Origin of the sequence: Streptomyces sp. NPDC051664, from assembly GCF_044453545.1 — a bacterium.
Taxonomy (GTDB): Bacteria; Actinomycetota; Actinomycetes; order Streptomycetales; family Streptomycetaceae; genus Streptomyces.
The window spans coordinates 41,017-58,330 of the sequence record NZ_JBITCU010000007.1; the positions used below are offsets into that span (position 1 = coordinate 41,017).

Consider the following 17,314-nt stretch of genomic DNA (forward strand, 5'->3'; position numbering starts at 1 on the left):
ATGCCGCAGCTCCCCGCCCCCGCCTACCCGGCCGAGGTGCGCGCCAGGCTCGAAGCGGACGCGAAGGAGGTGATCGCCCGCTACCCCGACAGCCGCTCCGCGCTGCTGCCGCTGCTGCACCTGGTGCAGTCCGAGGAGGGGTACGTCTCCCGTACGGGCATGGCGCTCTGCGCCGAGCTGCTCGACCTCACCACCGCCGAGGTCACCGCGGTCGCCACCTTCTACTCGATGTACCGGCGCAGGCCGAGCGGCGACTACCAGGTCGGCGTCTGCACCAACACGCTGTGCGCGGTGATGGGCGGCGACGCCATCTTCGACCGGCTCAAGCAGCACCTAGGCGTCGGCAACAACGAGACGACCGAGGACGGCAAGGTCACCCTCGAACACATCGAGTGCAACGCGGCCTGCGACTTCGCACCCGTCGTGATGGTCAACTGGGAGTTCTTCGACAACCAGACGCCGGAGAGCGCGACCCAGCTCGTCGACGACCTGATCGCCGGGCACACCGTCGAACCCACCCGCGGCGCCCCGCTCTGCTCGTACAAGGAGACCGCCCGGATCCTGGCCGGCTTCCCCGACCAGCGCCCCGGCGCCGTCGAGGCCACCGGCGGCGCCGGCCCCGCCTCGCTCGTCGGCCTCCGGCTGGCGAAGGGCGAGGAGCTGCACCCGAAGGTCGTCGCTCCGCGCGGCGAGGCAGCCCGCGCGGCAGCTCCGCAGGACCGTCCGCAGCCGGGCGCCGAGCACCTCAGCTCCCACGACGCACCACAGCAGACCTCTGCGTCCGACCCGGACCACCCGGCCGGTCCCGCAGCTGAGGAGGGGGAGTGATGACATTGGCAGCCGAAATCAACGACGGGGGCGGCAACGGCAGCGGGGCCGGTCCCGAGAAGCTGCTCTCGCCCGTGCTCTCCGCCTTCTGGGACGAGCCCGAGTCCTGGACCCTGGACACCTACCGGCGGCACGGCGGCTACGAAGGGCTGCGCAAGGCCCTCGCCATGACGCCGGACGACCTCATCGCGTACGTCAAGGACTCCGGACTGCGTGGCCGCGGCGGCGCCGGCTTCCCCACCGGCATGAAGTGGCAGTTCATCCCGCAGGGCGACGGCAAGCCGCACTACCTGGTGGTCAACGCCGACGAGTCGGAGCCCGGGACCTGCAAGGACATCCCGCTCCTCTTCGCCAACCCGCACAGCCTCATCGAGGGCATCGTGATCGCCTGCTACGCGATCCGGTCCTCGCACGCCTTCATCTATCTGCGCGGTGAAGTCGTCCCCGTACTGCGGCGGTTGCACGAGGCAGTGCGCGAGGCGTACGAGGCGGGCTATCTCGGGACGAGCATCCTGGGCTCGGGACTCGACCTGGAACTCACCGTGCACGCCGGCGCGGGCGCGTACATCTGTGGTGAGGAGACCGCACTGCTCGACTCGCTCGAAGGGCGACGCGGCCAGCCCAGGCTGCGGCCCCCCTTCCCCGCGGTCGCCGGTCTGTACGCCTGCCCCACCGTGGTGAACAACGTCGAGTCCATCGCGTCGGTTCCCGCGATCCTGAGCAAGGGCAAGGACTGGTTCAAGTCGATGGGCAGCGAGAAGTCCCCGGGCTTCACGCTGTACTCGCTCAGCGGGCATGTCGCCAGCCCCGGCCAGTACGAGGCGCCGCTCGGCATCACGCTGCGCCAGCTGCTCGACATGAGCGGCGGCATGCGCCCCGGTCACCGGCTGAAGTTCTGGACCCCGGGCGGCTCATCCACCCCGATGTTCACCGACGAGCACCTCGATGTGCCCCTCGACTACGAGGGCGTCGGCGCCGCCGGCTCCATGCTCGGCACCAAGGCGCTCCAGTGCTTCGACGAGACGACGTGCGTGGTGCGGGCCGTCACCCGCTGGACCGAGTTCTACGCCCACGAGTCCTGCGGAAAGTGCACGCCGTGCCGCGAGGGCACCTACTGGCTCGTCCAGTTGCTCCGCGACATCGAGGCCGGCAAGGGGCAGATGGCCGACCTCGACAAGCTGAACGACATCGCCGACAACATCAACGGCAAGTCCTTCTGCGCCCTCGGCGACGGTGCTGCCTCGCCGATCTTCTCCTCGCTGAAGTACTTCCGTGAGGAGTACGAGCAGCACATCACCGGCAAGGGCTGCCCCTTCGATCCCGCCAAGTCGACCGCCTGGGCCGACGACAAGAACGCTCACCAGGGGGTGAACGCATGACAGTCACCACAAGTGCGCCCTCCGGGGGCGGCGAGGCGGCGGTCCCGCCCGAGGACCTTGTCACGCTGACGATCGACGGCATCGAGATCAGCGTGCCCAAGGGCACCCTGGTCATCCGGGCCGCCGAACTCCTCGGGATCGAGATCCCGCGCTTCTGCGACCACCCGCTCCTCGACCCGGCCGGCGCCTGCCGGCAGTGCATCGTCGAGGTCGAGGGCCAGCGCAAGCCGATGGCGTCCTGCACCATCACCTGCACCGACGGCATGGTCGTCAAGTCGCAGCTCACCTCACCGGTCGCCGACAAGGCGCAGCGCGGGGTGATGGAGCTGCTGCTGATCAACCACCCGCTGGACTGCCCGGTCTGCGACAAGGGCGGCGAGTGCCCGCTGCAGAACCAGGCGATGTCGCACGGCGACCCGGACTCCCGGTTCGACGGAAAGAAGCGGACGTACGAGAAGCCCGTCCCGATCTCCACCCAGGTGCTGCTGGACCGTGAGCGGTGTGTGCTCTGCGCGCGCTGCACCCGGTTCTCCAACCAGGTGGCGGGCGACCCGATGATCGAGCTGATCGAGCGCGGCGCGCTCCAGCAGGTCGGTACGGGCGAGGGCGACCCGTTCCAGTCGTACTTCTCCGGCAACACCATCCAGATCTGCCCGGTCGGCGCGCTGACCTCGGCGGCCTACCGATTCCGCTCCCGGCCTTTCGACCTGGTGTCGTCGCCGTCGGTCTGCGAGCACTGCGCGGGCGGCTGTGCGACTCGCACCGACCACCGGCGCGGCAAGGTCATGCGGCGGCTCGCCGCCAACGACCCCGAGGTCAACGAGGAGTGGGTCTGCGACAAGGGCCGCTTCGGGTTCCGTTACGCACAGCAGCGGGACCGGCTCACCACTCCGCTGGTACGCAACGAGGACGGCGTCCTCGCACCGGCGAGCTGGCCCGAGGCGCTGGAGGCCGCGGCCGCCGGGCTCGCCGCCGCACGCGGCAGGACCGGTGTCCTCACGGGCGGCCGGCTGACCGTCGAGGACGCGTACGCGTACAGCAAGTTCGCCCGGATCGCCCTCGATACGAACGACATCGACTTCAGGGCCCGGGTGCACAGCAGCGAGGAGGCCGACTTCCTGGCCGCCCGCGTCGCAGGACGCGGACGTGACCTGGACGGCAGCGGCCTCACGTACACCACGCTGGAGAAGGCGTCGACCGTACTGCTGGTCGGCTTCGAGTCCGAGGAGGAGGCCCCCGGCGTCTTCCTGCGGCTGCGCAAGGCCAACCGCAAGCACGGCCAGCGCACCTTCGCCGTCGCCTCGCACGCCACCCGCGGACTGACGAAGGCGGGTGGCACGCTGCTTCCCGCCGCACCCGGCACCGAGACCGAGTGGCTGGACGCGATCGCGGGCAGTGTCGGACTCGACGGTGACGGGGCCGCGGCCGCCGAGGCGCTGCGCGGCGAGGGCGCCGTGATCGTGGTCGGCGAGCGACTGGCCGCGGTGCCGGGCGGGCTGACCGCCGCGGTACGGGCCGCGACCGCGACCGGGGCCCGGCTGGTGTGGATCCCGCGCCGGGCCGGCGAGCGCGGTGCGGTGGAGGCGGGCGCGCTCCCGTCGCTGCTGCCCGGCGGCCGCCCGGCCACCGACCCGCGGGCCAGGGACGAGGTGGCGGCCGTCTGGGGCGTCGCCGAACTCCCCGCCCGGTTCGGTCGCGACACCGGTCAGATCCTCGAGGCCGCGGCCACCGGCGAACTGGGCGCGCTGCTCGTCGCGGGCGTCGAGGCCGTCGACCTGCCGGACCCGGCACGCGCCCTGGAGGCACTGGACCAGGTCGGCTTCCTCGTCTCGCTGGAGCTGAGGCCCAGCGAGGTCACCGAGCGGGCCGACGTGGTGTTCCCGGTCGCCGCGGTGGCGGAGAAGACCGGCACCTTCCTCAACTGGGAGGGCAGGGCCCGGATGTTCGAGGCCGCGCTCAAGCCCGAGCAGCTGACGCGGGCGCCCGCCCCGACGGACGCCCGGGTCCTGCACATGCTGGCCGACACGCTGGACGTCCACTTCGCGCTGCCGGATGTGAAGTCCGTACGCCGTGAGCTGGACCGGCTCGGCGGCTGGACCGGCACACACGCCTCCGACCCGCAGGAGTCGGCGCAGCCGCTGCCCCGGGCCGGCGAGGGCGAGGCGGTCCTCGCGGGCCACCGGCTCCTGCTCGACCAGGGCAGGCTCCAGGAGGGCGACGCCGCGCTGGCCGGCACCCGGCACGCCGCGGTCGCCCGGCTCTCCGCCGTCACCGCCGCCGAGACGGGGGTGAAGGACGGCGATCTGCTGGCCGTCACCGGCCCGGCCGGCAGCGTCGAACTCCCGCTGCAGGTCACCGACATGCCGGACCGGGTGGTCTGGGTGCCGCTGAACTCCGTCGGGCGGGGTGTCCCGGCCGACACCGGCGCCCACCCCGGCGGCCTGGTCCGGATCGGTCCCGCCGCACCGGGTACTCCCGACGTCACACCGGAGGTGCGAGCGTGACTGCCCTCGCTCAACTGGCCGCGGCACCCGACCGTGCCGTACTCGCCGCCGAGGATCTGTCGATGTTCGGCACCGACCCCTGGTGGCTCGTCGTCATCAAGGCGGTGTTCTGCTTCGCGTTCCTGATGGTGACCGTGCTCTTCTCCATCGTGTGGGAGCGCAAGGTCGTCGCCTGGATGCAGCTGCGCATCGGCCCCAACCGGCACGGCCCCTGGGGCATGCTCCAGTCGCTCGCCGACGGCATCAAGCTGATGCTGAAGGAAGACGTCATCGTCAAGCGGGCGGACAAGGTCGTCTATGTCCTCGCGCCGATCGTCGCCGCCGTACCGGCGTTCATGGCGATCGCGGTGATCCCGTTCGGCCCGTCCGGCAACGAGGTCTCGATCTTCGGCCACCGTACGGCGATGCAGCTCACCGACCTGCCGATCGCGATGCTCTACATCCTCGCGGTCGCCTCGGTCGGGATCTACGGCATCGTGCTGGCCGGCTGGTCCTCCGGATCGACGTACCCGCTCCTCGGCGGCCTGCGCTCGTGCGCGCAGATGATCTCGTACGAGATCGCGATGGGCGCGGCGTTCGCCTCCGTCTTCCTCTACTCCGGGTCGATGTCGACCTCGAAGATCGTGGAGGCGCAGCACGACCGCTGGTTCATCATCCTGCTGCCGGTCTCGTTCATCATCTACATCGTCACGATGGTCGGCGAGACCAACCGTGCCCCGTTCGACATGCCGGAGTCCGAGGGCGACCTGGTCGGCGGCTTCAACACCGAGTACTCGTCGATCAAGTTCGCGATGTTCATGCTCGCCGAGTACGTCAACATGGTCACCGTCTCCGCGGTCTCCACGACCCTGTTCCTGGGCGGCTGGCGGGCCCCGTGGCCGATCAGCACCTTCTGGGAGGGGGCGAACCACGGCTGGTGGCCGATGCTGTGGTTCGTCATCAAGGTCCAGCTGCTGCTGTTCTTCTTCATCTGGCTGCGCGGCACCCTGCCCCGCGTCCGCTACGACCAGCTGATGAAGCTCGGCTGGAAGATCCTGATCCCGGTCTCCGTGGTCTGGCTGATGCTGGTCGCGACCGTGCGGGCCCTGCGCAACGACGGCTACGACTTCAACACGCTGTTGCTGTCCGTGGCGGGCGCCGTGATCGCAGTCCTGCTGATCTCCTTCGTCGCCGACATCTTCCGGGACCGCTCGGCCAAGGGGGCCGGGGCGGAACCGGCACCGGAACCAGGGCCCGCGTTCGACCCGATGGCGGGCGGATTCCCGGTGCCACCGCTGCCCGGACAGACCCTGCCGCCGGTACCGCGCCGCAGGCCACGGCATGAGCGGGAGCTCGTTGTCAGTGGTGGGTCGGATACTCAGAGTGACGGCAGTCAGATGGGCGCAAGTCCGAGTGACGGAAAGGAGGCTGACGGTGCCTGAGTCATCGGAACCCTCGGGGGAGAAGTTCCAGAACCCTGTGGCCGGCTTCGGCGTGACCTTCAAGGCCATGTTCAAGAAGCGGCTGACCGAGCAGTACCCGGAACAGCAGAAGGTGACGGCGCCGCGCTTCCACGGCCGGCATCAGCTCAACCGTCACCCAGACGGTCTGGAGAAGTGTGTCGGCTGCGAGCTGTGCGCCTGGGCCTGTCCGGCCGACGCCATCTATGTGGAGGGCGCGGACAACACCGACGAGGAGCGCTACTCGCCGGGTGAGCGCTACGGCCGCGTCTACCAGATCAACTACGCGCGCTGCATTCTCTGCGGACTGTGCATCGAGGCCTGCCCGACCCGGGCGCTGACGATGACCAATGAGTTCGAGCTCGCCAACACCACCCGCGAGAGCCTCATCTACACCAAGGGTGAGCTGCTCGCAGGCCTGGAGGAAGGCATGGTCGACACCCCGCACGCGATCTTCCCGGGGATGGACGAGCAGGACTACTACCGGGGCCTGGTGACGGAGGCCGCGCCCGGTACGGAGCGTCAGGTCGCGGTCTCCAAGGGCGAGAAGCCGTCCGACGGCGACAACGAGAACAACGGCGCGGCCCAGGAGGTGGACGCATGACCGGCCTCGCCGCAGCCTCCCTCACGTCGACGGGGGAGGAGGTCCAGTTCTGGCTGCTCGGCACGGTCGCCGTGATCGGTGCGCTGTCCACCGTACTGATGAAGAAGGCCGTGCACAGTGCGCTGAGCCTCGCCGGGACCATGATCGTCCTGGCGATCTTCTACCTCGCCAACGGCGCGTACTTCCTCGGCGTCGTCCAGATCGTCGTCTACACGGGCGCGATCATGATGCTGTTCCTCTTCGTGGTCATGCTCGTCGGTGTCACGGCGGCGGATTCGCTGAAGGAGACCCTCAAGGGCCAGCGCTGGCTGGCCGCGGGGTGCGGACTCGGCTTCGGTGTCCTGCTGATCGCGGGCATCGCCCACGCATCCCTGAACAGTTTCAACGGGCTCGGCACCGCCAACGCCGCGCACGGCGGGAACGTCGAGGGCCTGGCCAACCTCATCTTCACCAAGTATGTCTTCGCCTTCGAGATCACCGGCGCCCTGCTGATCACGGCGACGGTCGGCGCGATGGTGCTCACCCACCGCGAGCGCACCGAACGGGCCAAGACCCAGCGGGAGATGTCCGAGGAGCGCGTACGCGGCAAGCACCTGCCGCCGCTGCCCGCCCCCGGTGTCTACGCCCGGCACAACGCGGTGGACATCGCCGGTCTGCTCCCGGACGGCACCCCGTCCGAGCTCACCGTCATGCAGACGCTGCGCAAGCGCGGCCAGATCCGCGACGTGTCGAACGAGTCGCTCGCCCAGCTCAAGGCCCTGGAGCAGCGCTCCGAGGAGCGGCTCGGCCGTGACAACGAAGAAGAGGGGGTCGCCAAGTGAATCCGGTCAACTACCTCTATCTCGCCGCTCTGTTGTTCACCATCGGCGCGTCCGGGGTGCTGATCAGGCGGAACGCGATCGTGGTGTTCATGTGTGTCGAGCTGATGCTCAACGCCTGCAACCTCGCGTTCGTCACCTTCTCCCGGATGCACGGCAACCTCGACGGCCAGATCATCGCCTTCTTCACGATGGTCGTCGCCGCCGCCGAGGTCGTGGTCGGGCTCGCGATCATCGTGTCGCTGTTCCGTTCCCGCCACTCGGCCTCGGTCGACGACGCCAGCCTGATGAAGTTGTAAGGGGACGCTGAATCGTGGACAACCTCATTGCGCTGCTTGTCGCGGCGCCCCTGCTCGGAGCGGCCGTCCTGCTCTGCGGAGGCCGTCGGCTGGACCGCTTCGGACACTGGATCGGCACGCTCCTCGCCGCAGTTTCATTCGTCATCGGTGCGGTGCTCTTCGTCGACATGCTGGGGAAGGGCGCCGAGCACCGGGCGCTGCATCAGTACCTGTTCAGCTGGATCCCGGTCGAGGGCTTCCAGGCCGATGTGGCCTTCCAGCTCGACCAGTTGTCGATGACGTTCGTACTGCTGATCACCGGTGTGGGCACCCTGATCCACATCTACTCGATCGGCTACATGGAGCACGACGAGCGCCGGCGCCGGTTCTTCGGCTATCTGAACCTGTTCCTCGCGGCGATGCTCCTGCTGGTCCTCGCCGACAACTACCTGTTGCTGTACGTCGGGTGGGAGGGCGTCGGTCTGGCGTCGTACCTGCTGATCGGCTTCTGGCAGCACAAGCCCAGTGCGGCCACCGCCGCCAAGAAGGCGTTCCTGGTCAACCGGGTCGGCGACATGGGCCTGTCGATCGCGATCATGCTGATGTTCACCACGTTCGGCACGTTCGCCTTCGGACCCGTCCTGGCATCGACCGGGGGGACGAGCGAGGGAAAGCTGACGGCGATCGGCCTGATGCTGCTGCTCGCCGCCTGCGGCAAGTCGGCCCAGGTGCCGCTGCAGTCCTGGCTCGGTGACGCGATGGAGGGCCCGACCCCGGTCTCCGCCCTCATCCACGCCGCCACCATGGTGACCGCGGGCGTCTACCTGATCGTCCGCTCCGGCGCGATCTTCAATGCCGCGCCGGACGCACAGCTGGTCGTCGTGGTCGTCGGTGCGGTCACGCTGCTCTTCGGTGCGATCGTCGGTTGCGCGAAGGACGACATCAAGAAGGCCCTCGCCGGGTCGACGATGTCGCAGATCGGCTACATGATCCTGGCCGCCGGGCTCGGCCCGATCGGCTACGTCTTCGCGATCATGCATTTGGTGACGCACGGCTTCTTCAAGGCCGGGCTCTTCCTCGGCGCCGGCTCGGTCATGCACGGCATGAACGACGAGGTCGACATGCGGAAGTTCGGCGGCCTGCGCACCTACATGCCGGTCACCTTCATCACCTTCGGCCTCGGCTATCTGGCGATCATCGGCTTCCCCGGCCTGTCCGGCTTCTTCTCCAAGGACAAGATCATCGAGGCGGCGTTCGCCAAGGGCGGCACCGAGGGCTGGATCCTCGGCGGTGTCGCGTTGCTGGGCGCCGCGATCACCGCGTTCTACATGACGCGCGTGATGCTGCTGACGTTCTTCGGCGAGAAGCGGTGGCAGCCCGACGCGGAAGGCCATGAGCCGCATCCGCACGAGTCCCCGAAGTCGATGACGATCCCCATGATCGTCCTGGCGTTCGGTTCGGTCTTCGCCGGAGGCTTCTTCTCCATCGGCGACCGCTTCCTGAATTGGCTGGAGCCGGTCACCGGACACAACCACGGAGATTCGCCGGTCGGTGCCGCGACCGTCACCGCCGCCACCATGGTGGTGCTCGTCATCGGCGTGGCCATCGCCTGGGCGATGTACGGGCGCCGGCCGGTACCGGTCGTCGCCCCGCGCGGCTCGCTGCTCACCCGGGCCGCCCGCCGCGACCTCCTGCAGGACGACTTCAACCACGTGGTCCTGGTCCGCGGCGGTGAGCACCTCACCCGCTCCCTGGTGTACGTCGACCACACCCTGGTCGACGGCGTCGTCAACGGCACGGCCGCGTCGATGGGCGGGCTCTCCGGCCGGCTGCGCAAGCTGCAGAACGGCTATGCCCGCTCCTACGCGGTCTCGATGTTCGGCGGTACGGCGATCGTCATCGCCGCGACCCTGCTGATGAGGGCGGTCTGATCACATGTCCTTTCCCCTCCTGACGGCGACGGCGGCGCTCCCGGCGATCGGCGCGATCGCCACCGCAGCCGTCCCGGCCGCCCGGCGCACCGCCGCCAAATGGCTGGCGCTGCTCTTCTCGCTGGCCACGCTCGTGCTGGCGGGCGTCGCGCTCGCCCGCTTCGAGCCCGGCGGCGCCCGCTATCAGCTCACCGAATCACACGCCTGGATCAAGGACTTCGGCGTCCGGTACGAACTCGGGGTGGACGGCATCGGGGTGGCGCTCATGGCGCTCACCGCCCTGCTGATCCCGTTCGTCATCCTGGCCGGCTGGCACGACGCCGACCCCCTGGAGACGAAGTCCTCGCGCTGGCGCCCCACCCAGGGCTTCTTCGCCCTGATCCTGATGGTCGAAGCGATGGTGATCCTCTCCTTCGAGGCCACCGACGTCTTCCTCTTCTACATCCTCTTCGAAGCCATGCTCATCCCGATGTACTTCCTCATCGGCGGCTTCGGGGACCGGGCCCACGCCGGCAGCGACGAGAACGCCGCGGCGCAACGCTCCTACGCAGCCGTGAAGTTCCTCCTCTACAACCTGGTCGGCGGGCTCATCATGCTGGCCGCCGTCATCGGCCTGTACGTCGTCGCGGGCACCTTCTCGCTCTCCGAGATCGCCGAGGCCAGGGCCAACGGCTCGCTCTCCATGGCGACCAGCACCGAACGCTGGCTGTTCCTCGGGTTCTTCTTCGCCTTCGCGGTGAAGGCCCCGCTCTGGCCGCTGCACACCTGGCTGCCCAACGCCATGGGGGAGGCGACCTCCCCGGTCGCCGTCCTGATCACCGCGGTCGTCGACAAGGTCGGCACGTTCGCGATGCTCCGCTTCTGCCTCCAGCTCTTCCCGGAGGCCAGCAAGTGGGCGACACCGGTGATCCTGGTCCTGGCGCTGATCAGCATCGTGTACGGGGCGCTGCTCGCCGTCGGCCAGCGCGACATCAAGCGGCTGATCGCCTACGCATCGATCTCGCACTTCGGCTTCATCATCCTGGGCATCTTCGCGATGACCAGCCAGGGACAGTCGGGCGCCACGCTCTACATGGTCAACCACGGCATCTCGACGGCCGCGCTGATGCTGGTGGCCGGCTTCCTGATCACCCGGCGCGGTTCGCGGCTCATCGCCGACTACGGCGGAGTACAGAAGGTGGCGCCGGTCCTGGCCGGCACCTTCCTGATCGGCGGGCTCGCCACCCTGTCGCTGCCCGGACTCTCGCCGTTCGTCAGTGAATTCCTGGTCCTGGTCGGCACGTTCAGCGCCTACCCGGCGGCCGGCATCGTCGCCACCACCGGCATCGTGCTCGCCGCGCTCTACGTCCTCGTCCTCTACCAGCGGACGATGACGGGCCCGGTGAAGGCCGGGGTCCAGGGCATGGCCGACCTCAAGGCCCGGGAGCTGGTGGTGGTCCTCCCGCTGATCGCGCTGCTGATCTTCCTGGGTGTCTATCCGAAGCCGCTGACGGAGATCGTCGACCCCGCGGTGCAGCACACCATGTCGGACGTCCAGAAGAAGGACCCCCAGCCTGAGGTGGAGGCCGCCAAGTGAGCGCAACAGCTGTCCACAGCCTGTGGACAATGGCGGGCGGGGTGACATCGGCCGCCCCGAAAGAGAAGTTCAACGCACCGGTCATCGAGTACGCCCAGCTGACCCCGGTCCTCATCGTGATCGGTGCCGCCGTCGTCGGCGTACTCGTCGAGGCCTTCGTGCCGCGCCGGGCCCGCTACTACACGCAGGTCTTCCTGACTGCCGTCGCCCTCGCCGCCGCATTCGCCGCGGTCGTCGGCCTCGCAGCGGGGGGATACGGCACGACGAAGGCACACATCGCGGCGATGGGTGCCATCGCCGTCGACGGACCCGCCCTGTTCCTGCAGGGCACCATCCTGCTGACGTCGCTGGTCGCCGTCTTCACGTTCGCCGAGCGCCGGCTCGACCCCGTGGCGCACGGCAAGCACGTCGACTCGTTCGCCGCGCAGGCCGCGTCCGTCCCCGGCAGCGACAGCGAGCAGGCCGCGGTCAAGGCGGGCTTCACCACCACCGAGGTCTTCCCGCTGCTCCTCTTCTCGGTGGCAGGCATGCTGGTCTTCCCGGCGGCCAACGACCTGCTGACGCTCTTCGTGGCCCTGGAGGTCTTCTCCCTCCCGCTCTACCTCCTGTGCGCCGTCGCCCGCCGCAAGCGGCTGATGTCGCAGGAGGCCGCGGTGAAGTACTTCCTGCTCGGTGCCTTCTCGTCGGCGTTCCTGCTCTTCGGGATCGCCCTGCTGTACGGGTACGCGGGCTCCGTCTCGTACGCGGCCATCGCCGATGTGGTCGACGGCTCCGTCACCCAGATCGACCCGGCGCTCGCCGACACCATGGGCAACGACGCGCTGCTGCTGATCGGCGGCGCGATGATCCTGACCGGGCTGCTCTTCAAGGTCGGTGCCGTCCCGTTCCACATGTGGACCCCGGACGTCTACCAGGGCGCCCCGACCCCGGTCACCGGCTTCATGGCCGCGGCCACGAAGGTCGCCGCGTTCGGTGCGCTGCTGCGCCTGCTGTACGTGGTGCTGCCCGGCCTCAGCTGGGACTGGCGGCCGGTCATGTGGGCCGTCGCGATCGTCACGATGCTGGGCGGCGCGATCGTCGCCATCACCCAGACCGACATCAAGCGGCTGCTGGCCTACTCGTCCATCGCGCACGCCGGCTTCATCCTCGCCGGTGTCATCGCGACGACCCCCAGCGGCATCTCCTCGGTGCTCTTCTACCTGGGCGCGTATTCCTTCGTGACGGTCGGCGCGTTCGCCGTCGTCACCCTGGTGCGCGACGCGGGCGGCGAGGCGACGCACCTGTCGAAGTGGGCCGGCCTCGGCCGGCGCTCGCCGTTGGTCGCCGCGGTCTTCGCGGTGTACCTGCTGGCCTTCGCCGGTATCCCGCTGACCTCGGGCTTCGCCGGAAAGTTCGCGGTCTTCAAGGCGGCGGCGGAGGGCGGGGCCGGCGGTCTGGTCGTGGTCGGTGTGATCTCGTCCGCGATCGCCGCGTTCTTCTACATCCGGGTCATCGTGCTGATGTTCTTCAGCGAGCCGAAGGCGGACGGCCCGACGGTCGCCGTCCCGTCGCCGCTGACGATGACGACGATCGCGGTCGGTGTCGCGGTCACGCTGGTGCTGGGCCTGGCCCCGCAGTACTTCCTGGACCTGGCGAGCCAGGCGGGAGTGTTCGTGCGGTAACGCGCAGAGACCACGACAACGCCGGACGGGCCCCAGAAGTCAAGCCCGTCCGGCGTTGTCGTAGGCGGCGCTTATCGTGGCAGGGACGGTGCCGGACAGAACAGGGCAGACCCCGGGGGACAGAGCGATGAGCGGGACGGGCGTGACCATGGATGTGACCGAGAGCGACGCCTTGCGGACGCTGCATCGGGTGTTCGGCTACGAGGCGTTCCGCGGTGAGCAGGAAGCGGTCGTCGACCATGTGGTGGCGGGCGGTGACGCCGTCGTCCTGATGCCGACCGGTGGCGGAAAGTCCCTCTGCTACCAGATCCCGGCCCTGGTGAGACCCGGTACGGGCATTGTGGTCTCGCCGCTGATCGCCCTCATGCAGGACCAGGTGGACGCTCTGCGGGCGCTCGGTGTGCGCGCCGGGTTCATCAACTCGACGCAGGACTTCGACGAGCGCCGTGTGATGGAGGCCGCATTTCTCGCCGGTGAGCTCGACGTGCTCTATCTGGCACCGGAGCGGCTGCGCCTGGACTCCACCCTCAATCTGCTGGCGCGGGGCAAGATCTCCGTCTTCGCCATCGACGAGGCGCACTGCGTCGCCCAGTGGGGTCACGACTTCCGGCCGGACTATCTGGCCCTGTCCGTGCTCGGCGAGCGCTGGCCCGACGTACCGCGGATCGCCCTGACGGCGACGGCGACGAACGCCACGCACCAGGAGATCACCCAGCGCCTCGGCATGCCCGACGCGAAGCACTTCGTCGCCAGCTTCGACCGGCCCAACATCCAGTACCGGATCGTGTCGAAGGCCGACCCGAAGAAGCAGCTGCTGTCCTTCCTCAAGGAGGAGCACGCCGGGGACGTCGGCATCGTCTACTGCCTGTCGCGCAACTCGACGGAGAAGACAGCCGAGTTCCTCTGCCGCAACGGTATCGAGGCCGTCCCGTACCACGCGGGTCTGGACGCCGGGACGCGGGCGCACCACCAGGCGCGGTTCCTGCGCGAGGACGGCCTGGTCGTCGTGGCGACGATCGCGTTCGGCATGGGCATCGACAAGCCGGACGTGCGGTTCGTCGCCCACCTCGACCTGCCGAAGTCCGTCGAGGGCTACTACCAGGAGACCGGCCGCGCGGGCCGCGACGGGCTGCCGTCCACGGCCTGGATGGCCTACGGCCTCCAGGACGTCGTGCAGCAGCGCAAGCTGATCCAGGGCGGCGAGGGCGACGAGGCGTTCCGCCGCCGCGCGGGCGCCCACCTCGACGCGATGCTCGCCCTGTGCGAGACCGCCGACTGCCGCCGCACCCGGCTGCTGACCTACTTCGGCCAGGAGCCGCAGAAGGCGGCCTGCGGCAACTGCGACACGTGCCTCACCCCGCCCGAGACCTGGGACGGCACGGTGGCCGCGCAGAAGCTGCTGTCCACCGTGGTCCGGCTGAAGCGGGAGCGCGGCCAGAAGTTCGGCGCCGGCCAGATCATCGACATCGTGCTGGGCCGCAAGACCGCGAAGGTCATCCAGTTCGATCACGACCAGCTGTCGGTGTTCGGGATCGGCGAGGAGCTGTCCGAGGCGGAATGGCGGGGCGTGGTGCGGCAGTTGCTGGCCCAGGGCCTGCTGGAGGTCGAGGGCGAGTACGGCACGCTGGTGCTCACCGAGCAGAGCGCTGCGGTGCTCGGCCGGGAGCGGGAGGTACGGCTGCGCAAGGAGGCGCCGAAGCCCGCGTCGCGCTCCTCGAAGGGCGAACGGAGCCCGAAGGCGGCGGCCGTCGCCGAGCTGGCCCCGGAGGCCGTACCGGTCTTCGAGGCGCTGCGCGCCTGGCGCGGCGCCCAGGCGAAGGAGCAGGGCGTCCCGGCGTACGTCATCTTCCACGACGCGACGCTGCGGGAGATCGCGTCCGTGCGCCCCGGCTCCCTGACCGAACTGGGCACGATCAGCGGCCTCGGCGAGAAGAAGCTGGCGACGTACGGCGAGGGGGTGTTGGAGGTGCTCGCGTCGCTCGGGGAGGCCGCGGCGCCCGAGCCGGGCGACGGGGAGCCGGACGCGGCTCCGGTGGAGGCCACCCGTCAGCCGGCGGCCCCGCGCCCGGTCGCACCCGCGGTCCCGGATGCGGACCCGGAGTTCGGCTGGGACGAGGAGCCGCCCGAGTACGAGTGAGCCCGGGGCCGGGCGGTGGCGGACAGCCTCGCGGCTGTCCAGGGCTTGCACGCCGGAAACCGGATCGGGCCCCGCCTGGGGCTGACCGCCTCACACCGCGGTCAGCCCCCGCCCCTGGTCAGTCGCCGTCGTCGCTGCTTCCTCCGCTGCCGCCTGCGCTCCCGCCGCTCCGGTTCGCCTTGTCCTGACGGACGTTCCGGTGCACCGCGTGCGCGGTCCACTCCTGGCTTACGAGGTCGCGCATCGCCGAACGGGCCCTCCAGCCGCCCTGCGCCACTGCGCTCGACAGACCGATCGCCGAGACCAGCGCGGCCAGGGTGCGGCTGCGCCGGTCCGGGAAGCCGGCCGTCCGGGCGGCCGTGAAGCGCTCCCGGACCGTGGCCGGCAGGTCCGGGGCCGCCGCCGGGTGGCGGTGGTACGGCAGCAGTCCGAGGAAGCGGTGGGTCTCCCTGCGCAGGACCGCGCGGTCGACCAGGTGGTCCAGGCACAGCTCCTCGATGTGCCGACCGGTCCGCCGGATCCATCGCTTCGCGCTGACGCCGCCCGCGAACCCGCCGTTGTCCGGGGCCGGCAGACTCCCCAGGACCTGTGCGAGAAGCGGGTCCTGGGGAGTCAGCGGGTTGATCACCCGTATCCGGCCGAGCTGCTCGGTGATCCGGCCCTGGAACTCCAGCTCCGCGAGGACCGCGCCCGCCATCCCGTACTCCAGGAAGCGGTTGCGGCAGTACGGCTTGCCCCGCTGCGGGTCCAGTGCGAGCAGCAGCAGTTCCTCGGGGAGCGTGAGCCCCGGGTGAGCCGGAGTCATGGCGTCGGCACGATTCGGCCCGTCACTTCGCCGAGACCCACCCGCGTGCCGTGCGGGCCCGGCGCCCAGGCCGTCAGCGTCACCGTGTCGCCGTCCTCGAGGAACGTCCGCTTTCCGTCCGGGAGGTCCAGCGGGTCGCGTCCGTTCCAGGTGAGTTCGAGCAGTGAGCCGCGCTGGCCCGCCTCGGGGCCGCTGACCGTGCCGGAGCCGTACAGGTCGCCGGTGCGCAGCGACGCGCCGTTCACCGTCATCTGCGCCAGCATCTGGGCCGCCGTCCAGTACATGGTGGCGAACGGCGGCTCGGCGACCAGCTGTCCGTTGATCGTGACGGCGATCCGCAGGTCGAGGCCGCCGGGCTCCTCCTCGCTCCCGTCCTCCAGATAGGGGAGGAGCGGGAAGTCCCGGGCGGGCGGTGCGATCCGGGCCGATTCCAGGGCTTCGAGCGGGGTCACCCACGCCGATACGGACGTGGCGAAGGACTTGCCGAGGAACGGGCCCAGCGGGACGTACTCCCACGCCTGGATGTCCCGCGCCGACCAGTCGTTGAGCAGCGAGAGCCCGAACACATGGTCGCGGAAGTCGCCGAGCGCGACCGGCCGGCCCTGCTCGGACCCCACGCCGACGAGGAAGCCGACCTCGGCCTCGATGTCCAGCTTGACCGAGGGGCCGAAGACCGGGGCGGCGTCGGAGGGCGCCTTGCGCTGGCCGGCGGGGCGCACCACATCCGTACCGGAGACGACGACGGTGCCGGACCGGCCGTGGTAGCCGATCGGGAGGTGCTTCCAGTTGGGGGTGAGCGGGTCGCCGTCCGGGCGGAAGATCCTTCCGACGTTGGTGGCGTGGTTCTCGCTCGCGTAGAAGTCGACGTAGTCCGCGACCTGGTACGGCAGATGGAGCGTCACCGACTCGACGGGGTGCAGCAGGGGCTCGATGTCCGCACGGTGTGCCGGGACCGTCACCCATGCGGTCAGCGCCCGCCGGACGTCCCGCCAGGCGGTGCGGCCGGCCGACAGCAGCGCGGTCAGGTCCGGCTGGGCGAGGAGCTGCGCGTAGGGCGAGCCGAGCGCATGTGCCGCGGCTCCGGCGTCCAGCACATGGTTGCCGATGCGGACACCGACACGGCGTTCGGCGGGGTGGCCGGTCGTGGAGAACACGCCGTACGGAAGGTTGTGCGGACCGAAGGGATCGCCCTCGGCCAGATCGAGCGGGCTGCTCTGCTCGGGCATGTGGTGCTGCCTCGCTTTCCAGGTCGCTTGGGGGACACGTTACGTCGGTGTGGCCTCCGCGCGGCAGTGCCTCAACTTCGCCGCATTCCCGGAAAGTTCCGCCGTACCCCCACGTCGGACGGGGTGCG

13 protein-coding genes are annotated in these 17,314 nt (G+C 69.8%); 11 read left to right on the forward strand and 2 right to left on the reverse strand.

Annotated elements, in window-relative coordinates:
• From nuoE to recQ, 11 genes are all read left to right on the forward strand, one after another.
• Nucleotides 1-828, forward strand: coding sequence for an NADH-quinone oxidoreductase subunit NuoE (gene nuoE / locus ACIA8E_RS15465; protein WP_399298695.1), 828 nt, complete (start codon nt 1-3; stop codon nt 826-828).
• A complete protein-coding gene (gene nuoF, locus ACIA8E_RS15470) occupies nt 825-2,207 on the forward strand; it encodes an NADH-quinone oxidoreductase subunit NuoF (protein WP_399298231.1) in 1,383 nt (460 codons plus the stop codon). Before nuoE ends, nuoF begins: the two co-directional genes overlap by 4 nt.
• Complete coding sequence (locus ACIA8E_RS15475) at nt 2,204-4,711, forward strand: NADH-quinone oxidoreductase subunit G (RefSeq protein WP_399298233.1); 2,508 nt, start codon at nt 2,204-2,206, stop codon at nt 4,709-4,711. The genes nuoF and ACIA8E_RS15475 overlap by 4 nt, the downstream gene beginning before the upstream one ends.
• Complete coding sequence (gene nuoH / locus ACIA8E_RS15480; RefSeq protein WP_399298235.1) at nt 4,708-6,132, forward strand: NADH-quinone oxidoreductase subunit NuoH; 1,425 nt, start codon at nt 4,708-4,710, stop codon at nt 6,130-6,132. Before ACIA8E_RS15475 ends, nuoH begins: the two co-directional genes overlap by 4 nt.
• The gene (nuoI, locus tag ACIA8E_RS15485) at nt 6,125-6,754 is read left to right on the forward strand and encodes an NADH-quinone oxidoreductase subunit NuoI (protein ID WP_399298237.1); all 630 of its coding nucleotides are present in this window, start codon (nt 6,125-6,127) and stop codon (nt 6,752-6,754) included. The genes nuoH and nuoI overlap by 8 nt, the downstream gene beginning before the upstream one ends.
• On the forward strand, nt 6,751-7,575 hold the full coding sequence (locus tag ACIA8E_RS15490) for an NADH-quinone oxidoreductase subunit J (protein WP_399298239.1): 825 nt from the start codon (nt 6,751-6,753) through the stop codon (nt 7,573-7,575). Before nuoI ends, ACIA8E_RS15490 begins: the two co-directional genes overlap by 4 nt.
• Nucleotides 7,572-7,871 (forward strand): NADH-quinone oxidoreductase subunit NuoK, encoded by a 300-nt coding sequence (gene nuoK, locus ACIA8E_RS15495; protein ID WP_024493678.1) that lies wholly within the window; start codon nt 7,572-7,574, stop codon nt 7,869-7,871. The genes ACIA8E_RS15490 and nuoK overlap by 4 nt, the downstream gene beginning before the upstream one ends.
• 14 nt (nt 7,872-7,885) lie before the next feature.
• Nucleotides 7,886-9,781 carry an NADH-quinone oxidoreductase subunit L gene (nuoL, locus tag ACIA8E_RS15500; RefSeq protein ID WP_399298241.1) on the forward strand — a complete coding sequence of 632 codons (1,896 nt, stop codon included), beginning with the start codon at nt 7,886-7,888 and terminating at the stop codon, nt 9,779-9,781.
• A gap of 4 nt (nt 9,782-9,785) precedes the next feature.
• The gene (locus ACIA8E_RS15505) at nt 9,786-11,357 is read left to right on the forward strand and encodes an NADH-quinone oxidoreductase subunit M (RefSeq protein WP_399298242.1); all 1,572 of its coding nucleotides are present in this window, start codon (nt 9,786-9,788) and stop codon (nt 11,355-11,357) included.
• Nucleotides 11,354-13,018: an NADH-quinone oxidoreductase subunit NuoN gene (gene nuoN, locus ACIA8E_RS15510; protein ID WP_399298244.1), complete on the forward strand. Its 1,665-nt coding sequence runs from the start codon at nt 11,354-11,356 to the stop codon at nt 13,016-13,018. Before ACIA8E_RS15505 ends, nuoN begins: the two co-directional genes overlap by 4 nt.
• A 127-nt stretch (nt 13,019-13,145) precedes the next feature.
• A complete protein-coding gene (recQ, locus tag ACIA8E_RS15515; protein ID WP_399298246.1) occupies nt 13,146-15,155 on the forward strand; it encodes a DNA helicase RecQ in 2,010 nt (669 codons plus the stop codon).
• Between the two features lie 118 nt (nt 15,156-15,273).
• Here recQ and ACIA8E_RS15520 read toward each other — a convergent pair whose 3' ends face one another.
• Nucleotides 15,274-15,960 (reverse strand): GPP34 family phosphoprotein, encoded by a 687-nt coding sequence (locus tag ACIA8E_RS15520; RefSeq protein ID WP_399298248.1) that lies wholly within the window; start codon nt 15,958-15,960, stop codon nt 15,274-15,276.
• On the reverse strand, nt 15,957-17,186 hold the full coding sequence (gene fahA, locus ACIA8E_RS15525) for a fumarylacetoacetase (RefSeq protein WP_399298250.1): 1,230 nt from the start codon (nt 17,184-17,186) through the stop codon (nt 15,957-15,959). The genes ACIA8E_RS15520 and fahA overlap by 4 nt, the downstream gene beginning before the upstream one ends.
• Nucleotides 17,187-17,314 lie beyond the last annotated feature (128 nt).

Coding starts and splice junctions, on each gene's coding strand:
- ACIA8E_RS15475 (WP_399298233.1), top strand. CDS start 2,204: ATGACAGTCACCACAAGTGCGCCCTCCGGGGGCGGCGAGGCGGCGGTC.
- fahA (WP_399298250.1), bottom strand. CDS start 17,186: ATGCCCGAGCAGAGCAGCCCGCTCGATCTGGCCGAGGGCGATCCCTTC.
- nuoE (WP_399298695.1), top strand. CDS start 1: ATGCCGCAGCTCCCCGCCCCCGCCTACCCGGCCGAGGTGCGCGCCAGG.
- recQ (WP_399298246.1), top strand. CDS start 13,146: ATGAGCGGGACGGGCGTGACCATGGATGTGACCGAGAGCGACGCCTTG.
- ACIA8E_RS15505 (WP_399298242.1), top strand. CDS start 9,786: ATGTCCTTTCCCCTCCTGACGGCGACGGCGGCGCTCCCGGCGATCGGC.
- ACIA8E_RS15520 (WP_399298248.1), bottom strand. CDS start 15,960: ATGACTCCGGCTCACCCGGGGCTCACGCTCCCCGAGGAACTGCTGCTG.
- ACIA8E_RS15490 (WP_399298239.1), top strand. CDS start 6,751: ATGACCGGCCTCGCCGCAGCCTCCCTCACGTCGACGGGGGAGGAGGTC.